Here is a 16,905-nt window from a genome sequence, read left to right as displayed (position 1 = left end):
GGATAGATCACCTGCGCCCCGCGGGGCATCGACATCACGTAGTCGACCAGCAGCGGTCGCAACACCAGGAACTGATCGCCGTTGGTGGATTTGATCACGCTGCCTTCCGGCAGCCCGATCACGTTGTCGAAGGCGATGATGCCGCGATGGGTGTGGAACTCGCCGCCAGGGTTGAGCACCATCGTGTAGCGCCGGCCCTTGGCGTCGGTGAGTTGCACCCGGTCGCCAACGGCGAACGGTCCGGTCGGTCTCTTCGCTGCCACGGACGTCCAGCCTGCCAGTACCCGCACCGGGCCTGGTGCCCGGGGTTCCGCAACTTTGTCGGGGCGCGGTCCTAGGCTTACAGGTGTGAACGAGGAACCGGCTCCGACGCCGCGCCGCCCGGCGCTGTCGCCGTCACGGGCCGGCGATTTCAAGCAGTGCCCGCTGCTCTACCGGTTCCGCGCCATCGACCGGCTCCCCGAGCCCCGGTCCACCGCCCAGTTGCGCGGTTCCCTGGTGCACGCCGCGTTGGAGCAGCTCTACGGCCTGCCTGCGGCCGAGCGGGTGCATGACACGGCGCTGACGCTGGTCGAGCCGGCGTGGGAGCAGGTGGTGGCCGCCGAACCCGAGCTGGCCGATACCGAATATCCGGCCACGTTGCTCGCCGAGGCCAGGGCGCTGCTGTCGGGGTACTACCGCCTGGAGGATCCGACCCGGTTCGATCCCCAGTGCTGCGAGCACCGCCTCGAGGTCGAGCTGACCGACGGCACACTGTTGCGCGGATTCGTCGACCGGATCGATGTCGCACCGTCGGGCGAGTTGCGCGTCGTGGACTACAAGACCGGCAAGGCCCCGCCCGAGGCGCGGGCGCAGGCCGAGTTCAAGGCGATGTTCCAGATGAAGTTCTACGCCGTGGCGTTGCTGCGATCGCGCGGAGTGATGCCGTCCCGGCTTCGGCTGTTGTATCTGGCCGACGGTCAGGTGCTCGACTACTCCCCCGAACATGACGAGCTGCTGCGGTTCGAGCGCACGCTGATGGCGATCTGGAAGGCCATCCAGGCGGCCGGGGCCACCGGCGACTTCCGGCCCAATCCGTCGCGGTTGTGCTCGTGGTGTGCACATCAGAGTTTGTGTCCGGCGTTCGGCGGCACCCCACCGCCGTATCCCGGGTGGCCAGAATCAGGAGCTGCATGATCGGGTGTCATTACCATCGGGTCGGTACCGATGGTGAGTACCAGCTGTTCGAATCCACCGCCGATACCCGGAGCAACTGGGACCCGGCCATTCAGCACGGCTCACCGCCGCTGGCGCTGTTGACCAAGGCGATCGAGGAGTTGGCCGCCGGTACGGGCCTGAGGGTCGGACGGTTGACGCTCGACATCCTGGGCGCGATTCCGGTTGCGCCGGTGCGGGTTCGGGCCTGGGTGGACCGTCCGGGATCACGGATCTCGATGGTCGTCTCCGAGATGGAGGCAGCTCGGCCCGACGGCAGCTGGCGCGCGGTGGCGCGGGTCACCGCCTGGCTGCTGGCTCCCAGTGACACCAGCGACGTGGTCACCGACCGCTTCCCGCCATTGGTGGAGGGCGAGGCAGCCGATGTGGCGCACAACTGGGAAGGCGCACCGGGCTACCTGGAAAGCGTGTCGTGGCGTCGGCAGAACGCGACCGACGGTGAGTCGGCGGTGGCCTGGATGAGTCCGTTGACACCGGTGGTCGACGACGAGGAGACCACGGCCCTGCAGCGCCTGGCGCTGGTGGTGGATTCGGCGAACGGCATCGGCGCGGCGCTCGATCCGGAGAAGTTCGTGTTCATGAACACCGATACCGCGGTGCATCTGCACCGGCTTCCCGAGGGGTCGGACTTCGCGGTGCGGGCCCGTGGTTCGATCGGGCCGGACGGCATCGGCGTGACGACGGCGGAAATCTTTGACCGCCAAGGGTTTATCGGGACTTCGGCCCAGACCCTGCTGGTGATGCGGGTGCCGTGATCGTCGAGCTGCGTCGCCAGTTCGACCTGGCCTGGGCGCTGACCGACCTGCACCTGTCGGCGCTGGCCGACGAAGATCACCTGTGGGAACCGGGCCCGCTGGTGTGGACTGTGCACGAGGATGCGTCGGGCCGGTGGTGGCCGGATTGGGCTGACACCGAGCCCGATCCGATTCCCGTTCCGACCATCGGCTGGCTGACCTGGCACATGATCTTCTGGTGGACGAGCGCGCTGGCGCACGTCGACGGCCGGCCGCCGCCGCCGCGCTCCGAGATCGACTGGCCCGGCCCCGCGGCCGCGGTGCAGCGGATCAGGGTGCTCAGAGCCCGCTGGAGCGGCCTGCTGGACTCGTTGACCGACACCGATCTCCTTGGCCCCGCGACGTTTCCGTGGGGCCCGGATTCCGGCCGGTCTCTGGCCGACATGGTGTTGTGGCTGAACGTCGAGCTGACGAAGAACGCCGCCGAGATCGGCCAGCTGCGCATGCTGCGCGCCGCGACCCGATCCTGCGGCTAGTCGTCCTCGCCCTGGTCGTCGTCCCAGCCACCGTGCCACCGCGGCCCGTCATACCAGCCGTTGTACCAACCGGGCGTGTCCACGCAGGCGTGCGCGAAACCATAGGGACCACTCACGCACAGGCCCGGATCGGCCGATGCCGACCCCGCCCCGGCCAACGCGACGCCGATCGGCACCGCGACCACGACGAGTCCGGCGGCCAACTTTCCGAGATTCTCAAAACGGTTCACATCTCACCTCCGGCATAGCCTCAAGCGAGCACCCCGTCCCCCGCCCACTGTAGTCCGACAGGGTATGGCCGCAAGGCTCGCTCCGGGGCCGTTCGACAGCCGCGCCAGAGGCCCAAGGGCGTCCGCTATTTTTGCTCAGCGGAAATAAGGTTCAACCGTGCCACTGATCTTGACGACCATGGGATTTCCGCGGCGATCCTTCGCGGTAGGGACTTCGACGCGCACCCAACCCTCGGCCACGTCGTATTCGTGGACATTGGTCTTCTCGACGCCATTGAACCGGATACCTACGTCGCGGCGGAGCACCTCTTCGCTATAGAAGGGGCTGCGCGGGTCGATGGAGAGGTGATTCGGTGGAACGTCTGCGTTCTGATCCTCGGACATGATGGCCTTCGTTGAATGCTGCGCTAGGCGCTCGGATTGATCTTCAAAGAATCTACGCGACCCCGCAGTAGCGGATTGCGTGTAGGTCTTGGCGGGCCGCCTCGAGGATTACCAACGCCCTCACGTTCGATCGGTTCGGCTGGGGATCCCATCGCCGGCGCTGGCGTGGTGGCTTCATCCACTGGATACCGGCCGCTACTCATGGTCCGGGTCGCGCCGCAGGCGGCCGGCCGCTTCGACGACGAGATCCGGATGTACAAGCCGCACCTGCCCGAAGCCAGCACCGAACAGTTCTACGAAACCGATCCCACCAAACCCTACCGACACAAATTCTCCATCCAGAATGTCAGTCCACTACCCATCACCTGGTCCGAACGTTGTGGCACAGGGGCATTGATGGAAGAAAGAGCCTTCGCGAGTACATGCGTGACTACGGGCACTGGGGGTGCCGATGAAGTTGCCGGGTCTCCCTATTGTGTTCGTCAAAGGGGGTGGCGGGTTTTCGGTTGCGGCGTCGCGGGTCTGTCGTTGAGGATGACTTGATGTTGGGCGTGCGGTTCGTGCGGCGTGCGGACGGATTGACCTACGATTTTGTCTGTGACGGCGAGGTTCATGGCTTTCCGTCGTTTAAGCGGCTGGACCTCGACATTTGGTGCCGACGACTCCCGGGCTTCGGGTGGGTGGTGTGCAACCAGGCCAGTGAGGTGTCGAGTCGCCCGTTCGACGATGCGGGCCGCGGTGATCTTCCGCCCGAGGGTGTGTGGGTGAGCTTCAAAGGCGATCGGTCGTATGTATATGACCTGGCGCTGATGGGTGATCAGGTAGGGACGGATTGCGAATCGCCTTAGGGCTGTGGAGTTTTGAGGATTACGGAGAGGCCGACGCGGCGGCGTCGGGCTTGGCCCACGGGGAGCGTTGTGTCCAGTGCATGGCGATCGCGGTCGTGGCGATCCGGCGATCATCGGCCGTGCAGGAATGCGATGACTGCTTGGACTCGGCGATGATCATCTCTGGTCTCAGGGATTCCGAGCTTGGTCATGATGCTGTGCACATGCTTCTCGATGGTGCCTTCTGCCAGGTACAGCCTTCGGGCAATACCGGTGTTCGAGCGGCCTTCAGCCATCAGTCTCAGTACCTCGTGTTCACGCGCGCTCAGTGCGGCTAGCGGGTCTTCATTCGCGCGCGCGGCCACCAAAGCTTGGGCAACCGCGGGGCCAACGATGCACGCGCCCTGGGCGATGCGTTTGAGGATGTCGACGAAATCCTCGATGTCAGTGACCCGGCTGCTGAGCAAGTAGCTGATTCCACCGCCGGCAGACAGCGCGTCGATCGCATGTTGCACCTCGACGTGGGCACACAGGACAAGTACACCCGTTTCCGGAAACTCATTGCGGATCAGCTGAGCCGCCTCGTACTCCTCGGGGTGATCGGACGGCACGGGGATGCTGACCACCACCAGATCGGCCGCAGTTGTTCGCATGAGCGGTCGCAATTCGGACACACGGCGGGTCGTTGCCACGACGTTGAAACCCCGTTGCGCGAGAAGGCACGCCAGACTCTCACGAAAAAGCGCCTCGTCTCCGGCCACCATCACACGCTGCGCAGCCGCTGATGTGGTGTCCGCCCCGCAGGACGATTGTTCGGCTGGGTCCCTCATCGCGCCCCCTACCAAAGTTCGCCGGTCCGGCTGTCGCAGGGATTACCCGGTCCGGGCCCATTTTTCTCCTTCCCGTCGCAGCTTGCCGGTGAATGGGCCAGTGGTGGTGCAACCAGCCCGACGGCTGGTCATCACCGACCAGCGGTACTACCCGCTGTCCGGGTCCGAATTGGGGGCCAGCACCAGTGACATCACGACGCGTGCTGGGAACCCTGGAATACAGACGCGAGATCAGCGACACAGGAGCGTGGTGGCAGTGAGCACGACATTCAAACAGTCGACGACACCTCCCGTTGCCGTGGTGGCGATATTGGCGGGCGCCGCCGCTGCGGTGGGAGTTTCTCTGGCGCCAAGCGCTTTCGCAGCGCCAGCGGCCAACTGCAGAAATGATGGCGGTTCGGTGGTGTGCCAGACTCCCGGCAACGCGCAGGTGTACTCAGAGCCGCCGAGTACCAGCCCCTCAATGGGCATCGGCGCCAACGGCCCTTACGGTCCGTGGGGAAATGTGCCGCCCCTCAGGTAGGGACGGCGGGAACGCAACGGCCGACGGCAACGACGGACTAGGACGACAACGCGCAGCCATCTGGCCACGCCGGCAAATAGTCGGGTGCTTCTTGTGGAACCTCTGCCGGTTGAGCTGGTGTGACCAGTGCAATCTGGCAAACCCGTTCTCGCGAAGCAGGATCGGCCGGTGTTGCGGCCAAGTTCAGGAGGTCGGGGCATGACGACCGGCAACCGTCTTGAGACATTGTTGGATCCTCACCAACCCGTCGGGGCTGTGCATGAGCGTGCCGACGAGCGCCAGTTCGGCGGCGGAATTCCTCAAGTGCCGGCGCGATTTCCCTCGATCCGGCTGGGCCCGCGCTGGGTGAGCACGTTGTGGCTGCTGCCCGTCGGTGTGCTCGCGCTTCTGCTCATCGTCGCTGTTGCACAGCAGCTACGCCAATACGACTGGATGCAGAACTTCATCAGTCACTATCCGGGCACGTCGTCGACCTTCGCATCGCCGGTGAACAGCGGTTTCCCGGCCTGGCTACGCTGGCAGCACTTCTTCAACATCGTCTTCATGATGTTCATCCTGCGGTCGGGGCTGCAGATCCTGGCCGACCATCCGCGGCTGTATCTGAACTCAGGCTGCCGTCCCGGAACCGAGTGGATGCGGATGCGTTCAGAGGTGCCTCACGACCGGATGGACAAGAGCGATCCCCCACGAGTGTGGACGTCCAAGGATGATGCAGTGGCGTTGCCGAAATGGTTGGGAATCCCGGGTTTTCGTCACTCGGTGGGCCTGGCCCGCTGGTGGCATCTCAGCGTCGACCTGTTGTGGCTGCTCAACGGTGCGGTGTTCTATGTACTGCTGTTCAGCACCGGGCAATGGCACCGCATCGTGCCGCGATCCTGGGACGTCTTTCCTAACGCGCTATCGGCAGCAGTGCAGTACGCGTCGCTGCAATTCCCCGACAACCTTGGATTCACGCTCTACAACGGCCTGCAGATGCTGGCCTACTTCCTAACAGTCTTCGCGGCCGCACCCTTGGCATTTGCCACCGGCCTACTGCAAGCTCCGGCGATTGCCGCACGATTCGGCACCGGCCGTGGACTGTTCAACCGTCAAGTCGCGCGAACCGTGCACTTCGGCGTCTGGCTCTGGATGGTGACCTTCATCGCTGCCCACGTCACAATGGTGATGACCACCGGCGCGGTGGACAACCTCAATCACATGACATTGGGCACCGACACTCATTCCTATTGGGCGCTGGCGATATTCGGCGTCGCCGCAGTGGCGGTGGCCACGCTGTGGCTGGCTGCCTCTCCGGTGACGATTCGCTATCCGCGGCTGGTGCAGAACACCGGCCGTTTCCTCGTCGGGTGGGCCAAGGCGTGGATGGAGCGCGCCCATCCCAAGGCGTCCTACAAGGACAAGGACATCTCTCCCTACCTGTGGGCCAACGGTCGACTGCCCGACTCCGAGGAGTACCGCAGATTGCAGCGCGAGGGCTGGCAGCAGTACCGATTGCGGGTGGACGGTCTGGTAGCGACTCCCATTGAGCTGTCCTACACAGGTTTACTGGCACTACCCAAACACGAGCAGATCACCCAGCATTACTGCATCCAGGGCTGGTCAGGGGTGGCCAAATGGGGCGGAGTCAGAATGGCCGACATCCTGTCGATGGTGCACCCGTCGTCGGAGGCGAAATGGGTGGTGTTCTACTCGTTTGCCGACGGCGCCGAGCCCGGGCATGGGCGTTACTACGACTGCCACCGGATCGAGCACATGCAAGAGCCGATGGCACTGCTGGCCTATGAGATGAACGGACAACCTCTCAGCGAAACCCACGGTGCGCCGCTGCGGCTGCGCAACGAACTGGAACTTGGCTTCAAGCAAGTCAAGTGGATCGAGGCCATCGAATTCGTGGCGGATTTCCGTACCGTCGGGTGGGGACACGGCGGCTACAACGAGGACCACGAGTTCTACGGTTACCGCATGCCGATCTAGATCATGCCGTTGCCTCGGTACGCGACGTATCGGCACCTGCGGTCGGTCACCGGCGAACGCTGAATGCACCCCGTTCGTGCGCTTCTGAACCCCGGACGTCGCGGCCTATCCTGAATGTCTATGCGCACGGAGTTTCACCACCAGCTCGATGACCGCCGCGTCCCGGCGAGTGCCAAATATGCGTCGACTCTGGCCAAAAGCACTCGGCATTAAACGCTATTCGGCCGGCAACTCGGCGATCTAACTCAGCATCGACATCACGGCCGGCACCCGCACCCGCAAGTCAATCCTCCGCAGCTGAGAATCCCACCTCGACCTGCCAAGCAATATCACCTCGAGTTCGGCAAATTAGGTAGCCGACTACGCATGGCACTCGCACATCCGAACGCGAACATGGGAATGTCAGGCGCTGCATGACCGCGGGAAAGGGATGGCGAAAGCGAAGTGGACAAACTCCCCCTGGATCACCAAATGACGCAGGTAGTTTTTCAGGCCTCCGATCCTCTGTGGGAGCGTCTTCTCGTTCCCGCGATTGGCCCCCTGGTGACCGTTCTCGTCGGTGGGCTCTTCGTCTGGTGCATCACTTCCAAGGTCCAGCAGAACCGTGACAAGAAAGCCAGAGAGCGCGCGGAGGAGCGCGCGGACGCCGAGGCCGCGAGGGAGGCGCTCGCACGTGACGACGCTCTCCGACACGAACTGGTAACTCAGATGACGGAATCAGCAAGTAGCTTCTACTTACTCATGCAGCACTATTGGCGGGTACGGGAGGCAGCGAAGCAGGCTCCCAATGATGCCGACTTCGAGAAGGTCCTACTCGAAGTGCGGGAGAAGATGGACGCTCAATACCTCGCGAGTCGTGCCACTGGCGACGCCATTGAAAACCGTCTTTGGGGCTACTTCGATTCCGAGGTGCCCCGAGACGAGTGGCATCGGGTTCAAGACCTGTTAACGGTCCGCTACTTCCAACTTATCGACAAGGCGACCGACGGGCTGTACGCCGCGAACCAAGGTGCGGGCCATACCCGTCTATCGGCCGAAGGATTGCGGAACCCACGGACAGTCCTGGCCGAATACCATGCCGCAATCAAAGTTGCAGTGCGTCTGGTATTTCGCGAGGAGCTTCGCGCGAGGTCATAACTCCCGGACTGTCTCAAGTCCACCCGCAAGCGCACCTCTGGCGCAACTGAATCTGAGACGCTACAGCGCGGCAGACATGTCATCTGGACTCGCCGGCCAGCTGAGAGCAGGGCGTCGAGGCCGGCGACCGCAACTGTACGCACTTTTGGTGCGTCCTCATTCCGCCAGTATATTCTCTTGCGTCTATATAGATGTCGTGCAATACTCGACTCATGGACGTGTTCGAGGCAGTCGCCGAACCCAGTCGACGTGCATTGCTCGACGCCCTCGTCGACGGTGAACGCACCGCGGGCGAGCTGGTGGCCACCCTTCCCGGCTTGACCCAGCCCACCGTGTCCCGGCATCTGCGGGTGTTGCGGGAAGTCGGCCTCGTCGAGGTGCGCCCCGACGCGCAGCGCCGCATCTACGCCCTACGGGCCGACGGCCTGGTGCAGATCGACGAGTGGATCGAGCGGTATCGGCACTACTGGTCGGGTCACCTCGACGCCCTGGAACGTCATCTCAAAGCGACCCACAAGGAGACGAAATGACCAGCCGCGAAGGCAAACTCACCGTCGAAGGCGACCGGGCCGCCCTGAACTTCGAGCGGCGCCTGCCCTATCCGGTCGAGGCGGTGTGGGCCGCCATCACCGATCCCGAACAACGCAACCAATGGATGGGTGAGACGACGATCGACGCCCGGGAAGGCGGCTCGATCGAGACGGTTCCGCACTCTCCCCCTATCCCGCCGCAGCAGAAGAAGATGACCGGACGGATCCGGGTATGGGACCCGCCAAGGGTTTTCGAACACGAATGGAACCAGGCAGTGTTGTCCGCTCCCGAACCCGGCGTGGTGCGTTACGAACTCACGCCGGACGGCGCGGGCACCCTGCTGCGGTTCAGCCACCGCGGCCTGACCGTCTCCGACGGTCAGGGATTCCACCCCGGCACCCACGCGTATCTGGACCGGCTCGAGGCCCATCTCGCCGGGCAGCCCCTGCCCGACTGGGCCCAGCGTTATCAGGAAGTCGCGCAAGCACTCGGCACCCAATGGACCCGATAGAAGGAAAGAACATGTCACACAACGGAACTGACATCGCCGCGCCCACCGTCGCGGTGGTCTACCACTCCGGGTTCGGCCACACTTCGACGCTGGCTGATGCGGTCGCATCCGGTGCCGGTGACGCCGGAGCCGCCGTGACCGTCATGCACGTCGAGGCCATGACCGACCAGGATTGGGATGTGCTGGACGGCGCCGACGCCATGATCTTCGGCAGCCCCACCTATATGGGCAACGTGTCGGCCGGATTTCAAACCTTTGCCGAGAAGACCGGCCGGCGGTGCATGGACGGCACCTGGCGCGACAAGGTCGCCGCGGGGTTCACGAACTCCGGAGCCAAGAGCGGCGACAAGCTCGCCACGCTGAACTCGTTGGCGATCTTCGCCGCCCAACACCACATGCATTGGGTGAACCTGGGTTTGGGCGCGGGCTGGAACAGCGCGGCAGGCAGCGAGCATGACCTGAATCGGCTCGGGTTCTGGCTGGGCGCCGCGGCCGCCACCGACGTGGATGCCGGGCCCGACCAGGTGCATCCGGCCGATGTCCAGACCTGCCGGTACCTCGGGCATCGGGTCGCGCTGGTGACGCGTCAGCTCAACATCGGCCGCACGCTCAGTCCAGCGGCTTCAACTCCTGCAGCATCGTAGGCACCAGCTCGCTGACGGTGGGGTGGATGTGCATGGTCCGCGATATCGCGGTGTAGGGCAGTTTGGCCGTCATGACGTCGAGGATCGAGTGCACCACCTCGTCGCCGCCGACACCGAGGATGGCCGCCCCCAGAATCTCCTCGGTCTCGGCATCCACCACCACCTTCATGAAGCCCTCCGTCTCACCTTTCTCCACCGCACGGCCGACCCTGGTCATCGGGCGCTTGCCCACCAATGCCTTTCGGCCGGACTTCCGCACCTGATCGACCGTCATGCCGGCCCGGCCCAGCGGCGGATCGATGTAGAGCGCGTAGGTGGTGACGCGATCGCTCACGCGACGCGGATCATCGTCGAGCAGATTGGCGGCGACGATCTCGAAGTCGTTGTAGGACGTGTGGGTGAAGGCGCCCTTGCCATTGCAGTCCCCCATCGCCCAGATGTGCTCGGCCGTGGTGCGTAGCTGATCGTCGACCACGACGTAGCCGCGCCCGTCGAGGTCCACTCCGGCGTTCTCCAGCCCGAGGTCGTCGGTGTTGGGAGCCCGTCCCACCGCGAGCAGCAGGTGCGTTCCCGCGATCGGATCGGCACCGTCGCGCGGTGTCACCTCGAAACCGCTGTCCCGCTTGGCGAACCGGATTCCGGTGGCGTTGAGCACCACGTCGATCCCCTCGGCCCGCAGGACCTCGGCGATGGTGGCCGATACGTCCTCGTCCTCACGCGAGGTCAGCCGTGGCCCCTTCTCGACCACCGTCACCCGGGCACCGAACCGGCGGTACATCTGCGCGAACTCCAGCGCGATGTAGCTGCCACCCACGATCACCAGGTGTTCGGGCACGACGTCCAGGTCCAGGATGCCTACGTTGGTCAGGTAGTCGATGCCGTCCAAACCGGGAAACTCCGGAACGACCGCCCGGCCACCGACATTGAGAAAGATCCGATCGGCGCGCAGCAACCGGCCGTCGACGTCGATGGTGTGCGGGTCGACGAAACGGGCGTGGCCACGGATCAGGGTGGCGCCGTCCATCGCCTCCAGCCAATCCTCCACCCCATGGCGGTCGGCCAGCATGATCGCATCCTTGCGGGCCTTGACCTTGGCCATGTCGATGTCGACTTCGCCTGTGCCGACCCCGAAATCAGCGCCGCGCCGCGCGAGATGGGCGGCATGCGCACTGGCCACCAGGGTTTTGGTGGGGATACATCCGTAGTTGACGCAGGTGCCGCCGACCAGCTTGCGTTCGATCACCGCGACGGTCTGCCCTGCTGCGGTCAACCGGCCCGCCAGCGGCGGCCCGGCCTGACCCGCGCCGATGACGATTGCGTCGAAACTTTGCGCGGGCGCCATGAACTAGAGGACGGAGGTCAGGGCTGCGATCGCGAAGCCGCCGAGCACGGCGACCGCGTCCTCGAACAGCGCGACCGGCAGATCGTGGCCATCATTGCGGCTGACCAAGCGCTTTCGCGCCTCGTATCCGCCGAGGGTGCCGATCACCGCACCCACCAGCGCCGCACCGAGCGCGGTGTACGTGAAGCCCCACGCGGTGCCGATCACCGCACCGGCGAACGCCCCGGTGATCAGCCGGGTTATGAACTGCACCGGCGTCTTACGGCTGGGCGTGCGTGGCAGCTGATCGGTAACCAACTCCACCACAGCAAGAATGGTCAGAACGGTGACCGTGACCGGGTGGGCCAACCACTGGGCCCAGGTGCCGTCGAGGTTGATCCAGTTCAGTGCGGCAGCCCACGCCACCGCGGCCGGTGCGGTGAAGGCCCGCAATCCGGCCACCACACCGATGAGAAGAGCCAACAACAGAACCAGAAAATGCGTCACGGCGACCTCCGAGGTCTGAAATTGTCACCCGGACGCTAACACGCAATGCGGCGCGGCACGCGCCGATCAGACAGGGCGATGCCCGCCCGTCAGAAACGGCAGAACCGAATATCCGATGCGAGTATCGCTTTGGCGCCGATCGCGGCGATCTCATCCATGATGGCGTTGACATCGCGACGCGGAACCAGAGCCCGCACCGCCACCCAATCCGGATCCGCCAGCGGCGCGATGGTCGGTGACTCCAGCCCCGGCGTCACCGCGGTGGCCTGGTCCAAAACCGCACGCGGGCAGTCGTAATCCAGCATCAGGTACTGCTGGCCGAACACCACGCCCTGGACGCGTGCCGTCAGCTGATCACGCGCGGACGCACTGCTGTCCCCCTCGGCGCCGTCGCGCTCGATCAGCACGGCCTCCGACTCGCACAGCGGCGCGCCGAACGCCACCAGGCCGTGCAGTCCCAGGGTGCGACCCGAACCGACCACGTCGGCGATGACGTCGGCGACCCCGAGCTGGATCGAGATCTCGACGGCGCCGTCCAGCCGGATCACCGACGCCTCGATCCCCTGCGCCGCAAGGTCCTTGCGAACCAGGTTGGGGAATGACGTGGCGATCCGCTTGCCCGCCAGATCCTTCGGGCTCCACTCCTGGCCGGCGGGAGCGGCGTAACGGAAGGTGGAGCCACCGAAGCCCAGCGACAGGCGCTCCCGTACCGGAGCGTCGGAATCGGCGGCCAGGTCCCGTCCGGTGATGCCCAGGTCGAGCTGACCCGAACCCACGTAGATCGCGATGTCCTTGGGCCGCAGAAAGAAGAACTCGACGTTGTTGACCGGATCGACGACCGTCAGGTCCTTGGGGTCACGCCGACGCCGGTACCCGGCCTCGGCGAGGATCTCGCCGGCCGCTTCGCTGAGTGAGCCCTTGTTGGGCACCGCGACGCGCAACATCTGATCGGCCACGGCTCACAACTTCCGGTAGACGTCGTCGAGGGTCAGGCCCCGGGAGATCATCAGCACCTGGGTCCAGTACAGCAACTGGCTGACCTCCTCGGCGAGCGACTCGTCGCTCTCGTGCTCGGCGGCCAGCCACACCTCGCCGGCTTCCTCCAGGATCTTCTTGCCGAGCCCATGGACGCCGGCGTCAAGTGCGGCGACCGTGCCGCTACCGGCAGGTCTGGTGCGCGCTTTGTCGCTGAGTTCGGCAAACAGGGCCTCGAAGGTCTTCACGGGTATGAATTGTTTCATGCTCGGTGGGGGTCGATTTGTGGGGTGCAATAGAGGGGTGAGCGAACCTGTCGGCGACGAGCTGCGGACCTACACTGCCCGGGTCGCGGCGATCCGCACGATCCTGTCCAGATACCTGATGGTCGACGGCCTGGTTCAGAACAATCGCCTCGCCAACCCCATCCTCCCGCTCGAATGCCTGTCCGCATCGTGGGGTGTCGACGTGGTGTCGGCTCCGGCGCTCACCGTGGCGATCCACCCGGTGGACGATTTCACCGACGAGGTCGAAGAACTGCGCTACGGCGCCGACCTCACCCCGGGAACCTACGAGGCGGAGCGCACCGCACCCGACGAATTCGCCCTGGTGCAGGTTCAACTGTCCAGCGTCTGGGTGGTCGTCGGGCACTGTGAGGTCTATGTGGCCCACCACGACATCTCGCCGGAGAAGCTGGTCGAGGCGGCCGTAGAGATCGCCCGCGGTGTCGGCTGCGCGGCGTACGCAGACGACTACGCACCGCCCCCGCTGCCGGCGGACTGAACCCGCCGGGCCGTCAGGTCTTGAGCAACTCGGCGTGCATGTCCTCGAGGTGCTTGCCCTTGGTCTCCGCGACCCACTTCCAGACGAAGAGCAACGACAGCAAAGCGCACAGCGCGTAGAAGCCGTATGCCACGCCCAGTACGTTTCGCAGTTCCGGGAACGACACGGTGATGAGCCAGTTGGCCACCCACTGACCCGCTGCCGCCAGGCCCAGCGCCGCGGCCCGGATGCGGTTGGGGAACATCTCCCCCAGCAGAACCCACACCACCGGACCCCACGACATGCCGAAGGCCACCACGAACAGGTTGGCCGCGACCAGTGCGATCGGCCCGGCCGCACCGCTCAGCTGCGGCTGGCCATCGACCTGCGGCGCGGTTCCGAAGATCACGGCCATCGTGCCCAGGGTGAGCGCCATACCGGTGGACCCGATCAGCAGCAGCGGCTTGCGCCCGATCTTGTCGATCAACGCGATCGCGATCAGCGTGGTGACGATGTTGGTCACCGAGGTGATCACGGTGATGGTGAACGCCTGGCTCTCCTCGAATCCGACTGCCTCCCAGAGCACATTCGAGTAGTAGAAGATCACGTTGATGCCGACGAACTGCTGAAATATGGACAGCCCCAAGCCAACCCAGACGATGCCGTACAGCCCACTGACAGCGGCCACCCCGATGCCGAGCGCGAAGAAGACCACCGCCAGGACCCACAACCCGGCCGAAACCGATGCGACGGCGAGGATGATGAACAGCAGCAGCAGCCACCACACGTAACGCCGCACCCACGCGGTGAATCCACCGGCGGACAGTCGCGGCTTGAGCAGGTCCTGCCAGGACGGCGGCTTCTCGGACTTCAGCGAGTCCTCGATCCGGTGAATGGTGATCTCCAGGTTCTTCTCGCCGAGCAGCATGGAGAGAACCTTGCGTGCTTCCGGAATACGGAACTTCGCGACCAGGTACCGCGGCGACTCCGGGATGGTGTAGGCCAGCAGGCCGTACACCAGGGCCGGAATGGCCATCACCAGGAACATCCACCGCCAGGCCGCCAGCCCCAACCAGAGTTCTTCGCGGGAGCCGCCTGCCAGGTGCGCGAGCAGATAGTCGACCGACAGGGACAGGAAGATTCCGGTCACGATCGCCAGCTGCTGCAGTGAGCCCAGGCGTCCTCGGATGCGCGGTGGCGCCGTCTCGGCGATGTATGTCGGCGCGATGACGGAGGCGACGCCGACCCCGAGGCCGCCGATGATCCGGAAGATCACCACAAGCCAGATGTGGGTGGCAACGGCGGTACCGATCGCACTGATGAAGAACAGCAACGCCGCGAGCTTCATGACCGACCGCCGGCCGATCCGGTCGGCCAGCTGGCCTGCGGTCAACGCGCCCACCGCGGCCCCCAGTAGCGCCGAGGCCACCGCGGAACCCAGAACCACATTGTTGATCTGGAATTCGTCCTGCAGGGCCGCGACCGCCCCGTTGATCACCGCGCTGTCATAACCGAAAAGCAAACCGCCCAGCGCGGCCACCGAAGCGATCCGGACCACCTTGCCGCTGTGCTCGGATTCCTCGTAGTCCAGGTCCGATGCAGGATCGCCGACCGGTCCGTGAGTCATGGGACGCCCTTCCGCAGCAATGCGTGATCAGGCTCACATTGAATCACACGGGCAGGATCAGGCGGTGCGTTCTCCGGCTTGGGAATTCAGTTCGTGATACACCGCGCGAAGGCCGGCCACATCGAGTTGCGTCAGCGAGGAAACGTGCCGGCGCAACGGGCCTCCGGGTACCTCCACGTCATTGGGCACCACCAGCACCGGGCAGCCCGCAGCCTCGGCAGATTCTGTGCCGGTGACCGAATCCTCGACCGCCAGGCAGGATGTAGTGGAGACACCGAGGAGGTCGGCCGCCCGCAGGTACGGGTCGGGGGCCGGCTTGCCGGTATCGACCTCGTCACCGCAGACGGTCACCGAAAAGTAGTGGCGGCCAATGCTGTTCAATGCCCGCTCCGCGAGATCCCGGCGGGTGTTGGTCACCAACGCCATCGGAATCCCGGCTGCGGTGAGACCGTCGAGCATCTCCTGGGCACCCGGACGCCACGGCAGACCCTGCTCGAACAGCTCACCGGTGTAGTCGTGCAACCAGTCCGCCGAATCCGCCATGGCGGCAGGATCGGGCTCCAGCCCCAGGTCGTCGTACACGATCCGCATCACGGTCTCGGACGAACCGCCGACCGTCGATTCCCGTACCTCCGCGCTCAGCACCCCGCCCATCCGCGCGTACAACGCCTGCATGGCGATGTCCCAAAGCTTTTCGGAGTCGACGAGGGTGCCGTCCATGTCCCAGAGCACCGCACGCATGGCAACCATTCTCGCATTGTCCGACCGCGCCTATAGCGTGGGAGCATGACGGTATTGGTGACCGGAGCCACAGGAAACATCGGCAGGCGCGTGGTGGATCATCTGATCACGTTGGGCGCCCACGACATCCGCGCGTTGACGACGAACCCGGCGAAGGCGGCGTTGCCCGAATCTGTGACAGCAATCACCGGTTACCTGGGGAAACCAGAGACCCTGCCGGCGGCGTTGGATGGCGTCGAGCGCGTGTATCTGGCGCCGTTCCCCACCACCATCGGACCCACGCTCGAGATGTTGGTGCAAGCGGGTGTGCAGTACGTGGTGGCGCTGTCGGGCGGCGCGCACTGGGCGGAGCACGCCGAGGCGGTCACCGCCTCCGGGCTGGCACACACCCAGCTCGGACCCGGCGAGTTCTGCGAGAACTTCGCGATGTGGGCGCCGCAGATCAAGACGGGCACCGTCCGCGACGTCGCCCCCGACTACGTCGAGTCCCCGGTGTCGATGGACGACATCGCGCGGGTGGCCGCGCACCTGTTGGCCGCCCCGCAGGATGCCCATCTGGGCGCGATGTACGAACTCACCGGCCCCGTCGCCTTGTCGCGCGCCGATATCGCCCGCCAGATCGGGGTCGGCATCGGCATGCCCGTCGACTCGCAGCGGTGCAGCCGCGCGGAGGCCGAAGAGCTGCTGCGGCCCGTCATGGGCGACGGCGCGCAGTGGTACCTCGACCTGTTCGACGGCGATCCGGAGGATCAGGCCGCCAATGACAACGTCGAGCGGTTGACGGGCGCCCCTGCTGAATCGATCGCGCAGTGGGCGGCCCGTAACCGCAGCCTGTTCACCTAGCCGCCGCCGGGTTGAGCCGGAACGGGAACCGCTCCGGCTCAAGCCGTTTCAGC

The 16,905-nt window shown here is 65.1% G+C and carries 20 protein-coding genes and 1 pseudogene; 11 read left to right on the top strand and 10 right to left on the bottom strand.

Annotation, left to right across the window (positions count from 1 at the left end):
- Positions 1-263, bottom strand: a pseudogene (locus TX88_RS35460) (SAM-dependent methyltransferase); the annotation flags it as partial.
- Between the two features lie 85 nt (positions 264-348).
- On the opposite strand from TX88_RS35460, the gene TX88_RS30675 reads away from it, so the two are divergent.
- From TX88_RS30675 to TX88_RS30665, 3 genes are read left to right on the top strand one after another with little or no spacing between them, the layout of a single operon-like run.
- Positions 349-1,176, top strand: a complete 828-nt coding sequence (locus TX88_RS30675) for a RecB family exonuclease (protein WP_044523851.1) — start codon at positions 349-351, stop codon at positions 1,174-1,176.
- Complete coding sequence (locus TX88_RS30670; protein ID WP_044523849.1) at positions 1,173-1,970, top strand: thioesterase family protein; 798 nt, start codon at positions 1,173-1,175, stop codon at positions 1,968-1,970. The genes TX88_RS30675 and TX88_RS30670 overlap by 4 nt, the downstream gene beginning before the upstream one ends.
- A complete protein-coding gene (locus tag TX88_RS30665; protein ID WP_044523847.1) occupies positions 1,967-2,485 on the top strand; it encodes a DinB family protein in 519 nt (172 codons plus the stop codon). Before TX88_RS30670 ends, TX88_RS30665 begins: the two co-directional genes overlap by 4 nt.
- On the opposite strand, the gene TX88_RS30660 is transcribed toward TX88_RS30665, so the two are convergent.
- Positions 2,482-2,715 carry a hypothetical protein gene (locus TX88_RS30660; RefSeq protein ID WP_044523845.1) on the bottom strand — a complete coding sequence of 78 codons (234 nt, stop codon included), beginning with the start codon at positions 2,713-2,715 and terminating at the stop codon, positions 2,482-2,484. The genes TX88_RS30665 and TX88_RS30660 overlap by 4 nt on opposite strands.
- Positions 2,716-2,850: 135 nt before the next feature.
- On the bottom strand, positions 2,851-3,099 hold the full coding sequence (locus TX88_RS30655; RefSeq protein WP_044523844.1) for a DUF3297 family protein: 249 nt from the start codon (positions 3,097-3,099) through the stop codon (positions 2,851-2,853).
- Between the two features lie 542 nt (positions 3,100-3,641).
- Here TX88_RS30655 and TX88_RS30650 point away from each other — a divergent pair.
- On the top strand, positions 3,642-3,947 hold the full coding sequence (locus TX88_RS30650) for a hypothetical protein (RefSeq protein WP_044523841.1): 306 nt from the start codon (positions 3,642-3,644) through the stop codon (positions 3,945-3,947).
- A gap of 110 nt (positions 3,948-4,057) precedes the next feature.
- On the opposite strand, the gene TX88_RS30645 is transcribed toward TX88_RS30650, so the two are convergent.
- Entirely contained in the window at positions 4,058-4,690 is a 633-nt protein-coding gene (locus TX88_RS30645; protein ID WP_244438709.1) for a response regulator transcription factor, read from the bottom strand.
- Between the two features lie 787 nt (positions 4,691-5,477).
- Between TX88_RS30645 and TX88_RS30640 the strand changes: the two genes are divergently transcribed.
- The 5 genes from TX88_RS30640 (at position 5,478) to TX88_RS30620 (ending at position 10,076) form a co-directional block, all read left to right on the top strand.
- Positions 5,478-7,253, top strand: coding sequence for a molybdopterin-dependent oxidoreductase (locus tag TX88_RS30640; protein ID WP_044523834.1), 1,776 nt, complete (start codon positions 5,478-5,480; stop codon positions 7,251-7,253).
- Between the two features lie 471 nt (positions 7,254-7,724).
- The gene (locus tag TX88_RS30635; protein WP_162563238.1) at positions 7,725-8,390 is read left to right on the top strand and encodes a hypothetical protein; all 666 of its coding nucleotides are present in this window, start codon (positions 7,725-7,727) and stop codon (positions 8,388-8,390) included.
- 212 nt (positions 8,391-8,602) lie between these two features.
- On the top strand, positions 8,603-8,920 hold the full coding sequence (locus tag TX88_RS30630; RefSeq protein ID WP_044523831.1) for an ArsR/SmtB family transcription factor: 318 nt from the start codon (positions 8,603-8,605) through the stop codon (positions 8,918-8,920).
- The gene (locus TX88_RS30625; protein ID WP_044523829.1) at positions 8,917-9,432 is read left to right on the top strand and encodes an SRPBCC family protein; all 516 of its coding nucleotides are present in this window, start codon (positions 8,917-8,919) and stop codon (positions 9,430-9,432) included. Before TX88_RS30630 ends, TX88_RS30625 begins: the two co-directional genes overlap by 4 nt.
- 11 nt (positions 9,433-9,443) lie before the next feature.
- Positions 9,444-10,076 (top strand): flavodoxin family protein, encoded by a 633-nt coding sequence (locus TX88_RS30620; RefSeq protein ID WP_209447125.1) that lies wholly within the window; start codon positions 9,444-9,446, stop codon positions 10,074-10,076.
- Here the strand turns inward: TX88_RS30620 and TX88_RS30615 are convergent.
- The 4 genes from TX88_RS30615 to TX88_RS30600 all read right to left on the bottom strand — a co-directional run bounded on the left by TX88_RS30615 (position 10,042) and on the right by TX88_RS30600 (position 13,145).
- Positions 10,042-11,418, bottom strand: a complete 1,377-nt coding sequence (locus TX88_RS30615; RefSeq protein WP_044523826.1) for an FAD-containing oxidoreductase — start codon at positions 11,416-11,418, stop codon at positions 10,042-10,044. The genes TX88_RS30620 and TX88_RS30615 overlap by 35 nt on opposite strands.
- Before the next feature lie 3 nt (positions 11,419-11,421).
- Complete coding sequence (locus tag TX88_RS30610; RefSeq protein WP_044523824.1) at positions 11,422-11,904, bottom strand: DUF4126 family protein; 483 nt, start codon at positions 11,902-11,904, stop codon at positions 11,422-11,424.
- Positions 11,905-11,993: 89 nt separating this feature from the next.
- A complete protein-coding gene (gene hisG, locus TX88_RS30605) occupies positions 11,994-12,848 on the bottom strand; it encodes an ATP phosphoribosyltransferase (RefSeq protein ID WP_044524393.1) in 855 nt (284 codons plus the stop codon).
- Between the two features lie 15 nt (positions 12,849-12,863).
- The gene (locus TX88_RS30600; RefSeq protein WP_044523820.1) at positions 12,864-13,145 is read right to left on the bottom strand and encodes a phosphoribosyl-ATP diphosphatase; all 282 of its coding nucleotides are present in this window, start codon (positions 13,143-13,145) and stop codon (positions 12,864-12,866) included.
- A gap of 37 nt (positions 13,146-13,182) precedes the next feature.
- On the opposite strand from TX88_RS30600, the gene TX88_RS30595 reads away from it, so the two are divergent.
- Positions 13,183-13,662, top strand: a complete 480-nt coding sequence (locus TX88_RS30595) for a DUF7956 family protein (protein WP_044523817.1) — start codon at positions 13,183-13,185, stop codon at positions 13,660-13,662.
- A 13-nt stretch (positions 13,663-13,675) separates the two neighbouring features.
- Here the strand turns inward: TX88_RS30595 and TX88_RS30590 are convergent, their stop codons facing one another.
- Together TX88_RS30590 and TX88_RS30585 are read right to left on the bottom strand one after the other, a co-directional pair.
- Positions 13,676-15,268, bottom strand: a complete 1,593-nt coding sequence (locus tag TX88_RS30590; RefSeq protein WP_044523816.1) for a sugar porter family MFS transporter — start codon at positions 15,266-15,268, stop codon at positions 13,676-13,678.
- A 57-nt stretch (positions 15,269-15,325) separates the two neighbouring features.
- On the bottom strand, positions 15,326-16,009 hold the full coding sequence (locus tag TX88_RS30585; protein WP_044523814.1) for an HAD family hydrolase: 684 nt from the start codon (positions 16,007-16,009) through the stop codon (positions 15,326-15,328).
- A gap of 45 nt (positions 16,010-16,054) precedes the next feature.
- Between TX88_RS30585 and TX88_RS30580 the strand changes: the two genes are divergently transcribed.
- Positions 16,055-16,852, top strand: coding sequence for an SDR family oxidoreductase (locus TX88_RS30580; RefSeq protein ID WP_044523808.1), 798 nt, complete (start codon positions 16,055-16,057; stop codon positions 16,850-16,852).
- The last annotated feature ends 53 nt before the right edge of the window (positions 16,853-16,905 follow it).

The sequence above is a fragment of the Mycolicibacterium septicum DSM 44393 genome (genome assembly GCF_000455325.1).
Taxonomy (GTDB): Bacteria; Actinomycetota; Actinomycetes; order Mycobacteriales; family Mycobacteriaceae; genus Mycobacterium; species Mycobacterium septicum.
This window is presented reverse-complemented; position numbering and strand designations above follow the sequence as displayed.

Bases quoted from the DNA above. Each gene is read 5' to 3' on its own strand.
- TX88_RS30615 (WP_044523826.1), bottom strand. From the start codon at position 11,418: ATGGCGCCCGCGCAAAGTTTCGACGCAATCGTCATCGGCGCGGGTCAG.
- hisG (WP_044524393.1), bottom strand. From the start codon at position 12,848: ATGTTGCGCGTCGCGGTGCCCAACAAGGGCTCACTCAGCGAAGCGGCC.
- TX88_RS30630 (WP_044523831.1), top strand. From the start codon at position 8,603: ATGGACGTGTTCGAGGCAGTCGCCGAACCCAGTCGACGTGCATTGCTC.
- TX88_RS30640 (WP_044523834.1), top strand. From the start codon at position 5,478: ATGACGACCGGCAACCGTCTTGAGACATTGTTGGATCCTCACCAACCC.
- TX88_RS30670 (WP_044523849.1), top strand. From the start codon at position 1,173: ATGATCGGGTGTCATTACCATCGGGTCGGTACCGATGGTGAGTACCAG.
- TX88_RS30645 (WP_244438709.1), bottom strand. From the start codon at position 4,690: ATGGTGGCCGGAGACGAGGCGCTTTTTCGTGAGAGTCTGGCGTGCCTT.
- TX88_RS30600 (WP_044523820.1), bottom strand. From the start codon at position 13,145: ATGAAACAATTCATACCCGTGAAGACCTTCGAGGCCCTGTTTGCCGAA.
- TX88_RS30585 (WP_044523814.1), bottom strand. From the start codon at position 16,009: ATGCGTGCGGTGCTCTGGGACATGGACGGCACCCTCGTCGACTCCGAA.
- TX88_RS30655 (WP_044523844.1), bottom strand. From the start codon at position 3,099: ATGTCCGAGGATCAGAACGCAGACGTTCCACCGAATCACCTCTCCATC.
- TX88_RS30635 (WP_162563238.1), top strand. From the start codon at position 7,725: ATGACGCAGGTAGTTTTTCAGGCCTCCGATCCTCTGTGGGAGCGTCTT.
- TX88_RS30580 (WP_044523808.1), top strand. From the start codon at position 16,055: ATGACGGTATTGGTGACCGGAGCCACAGGAAACATCGGCAGGCGCGTG.
- TX88_RS30620 (WP_209447125.1), top strand. From the start codon at position 9,444: ATGTCACACAACGGAACTGACATCGCCGCGCCCACCGTCGCGGTGGTC.
- TX88_RS30650 (WP_044523841.1), top strand. From the start codon at position 3,642: ATGTTGGGCGTGCGGTTCGTGCGGCGTGCGGACGGATTGACCTACGAT.
- TX88_RS30625 (WP_044523829.1), top strand. From the start codon at position 8,917: ATGACCAGCCGCGAAGGCAAACTCACCGTCGAAGGCGACCGGGCCGCC.
- TX88_RS30590 (WP_044523816.1), bottom strand. From the start codon at position 15,268: ATGACTCACGGACCGGTCGGCGATCCTGCATCGGACCTGGACTACGAG.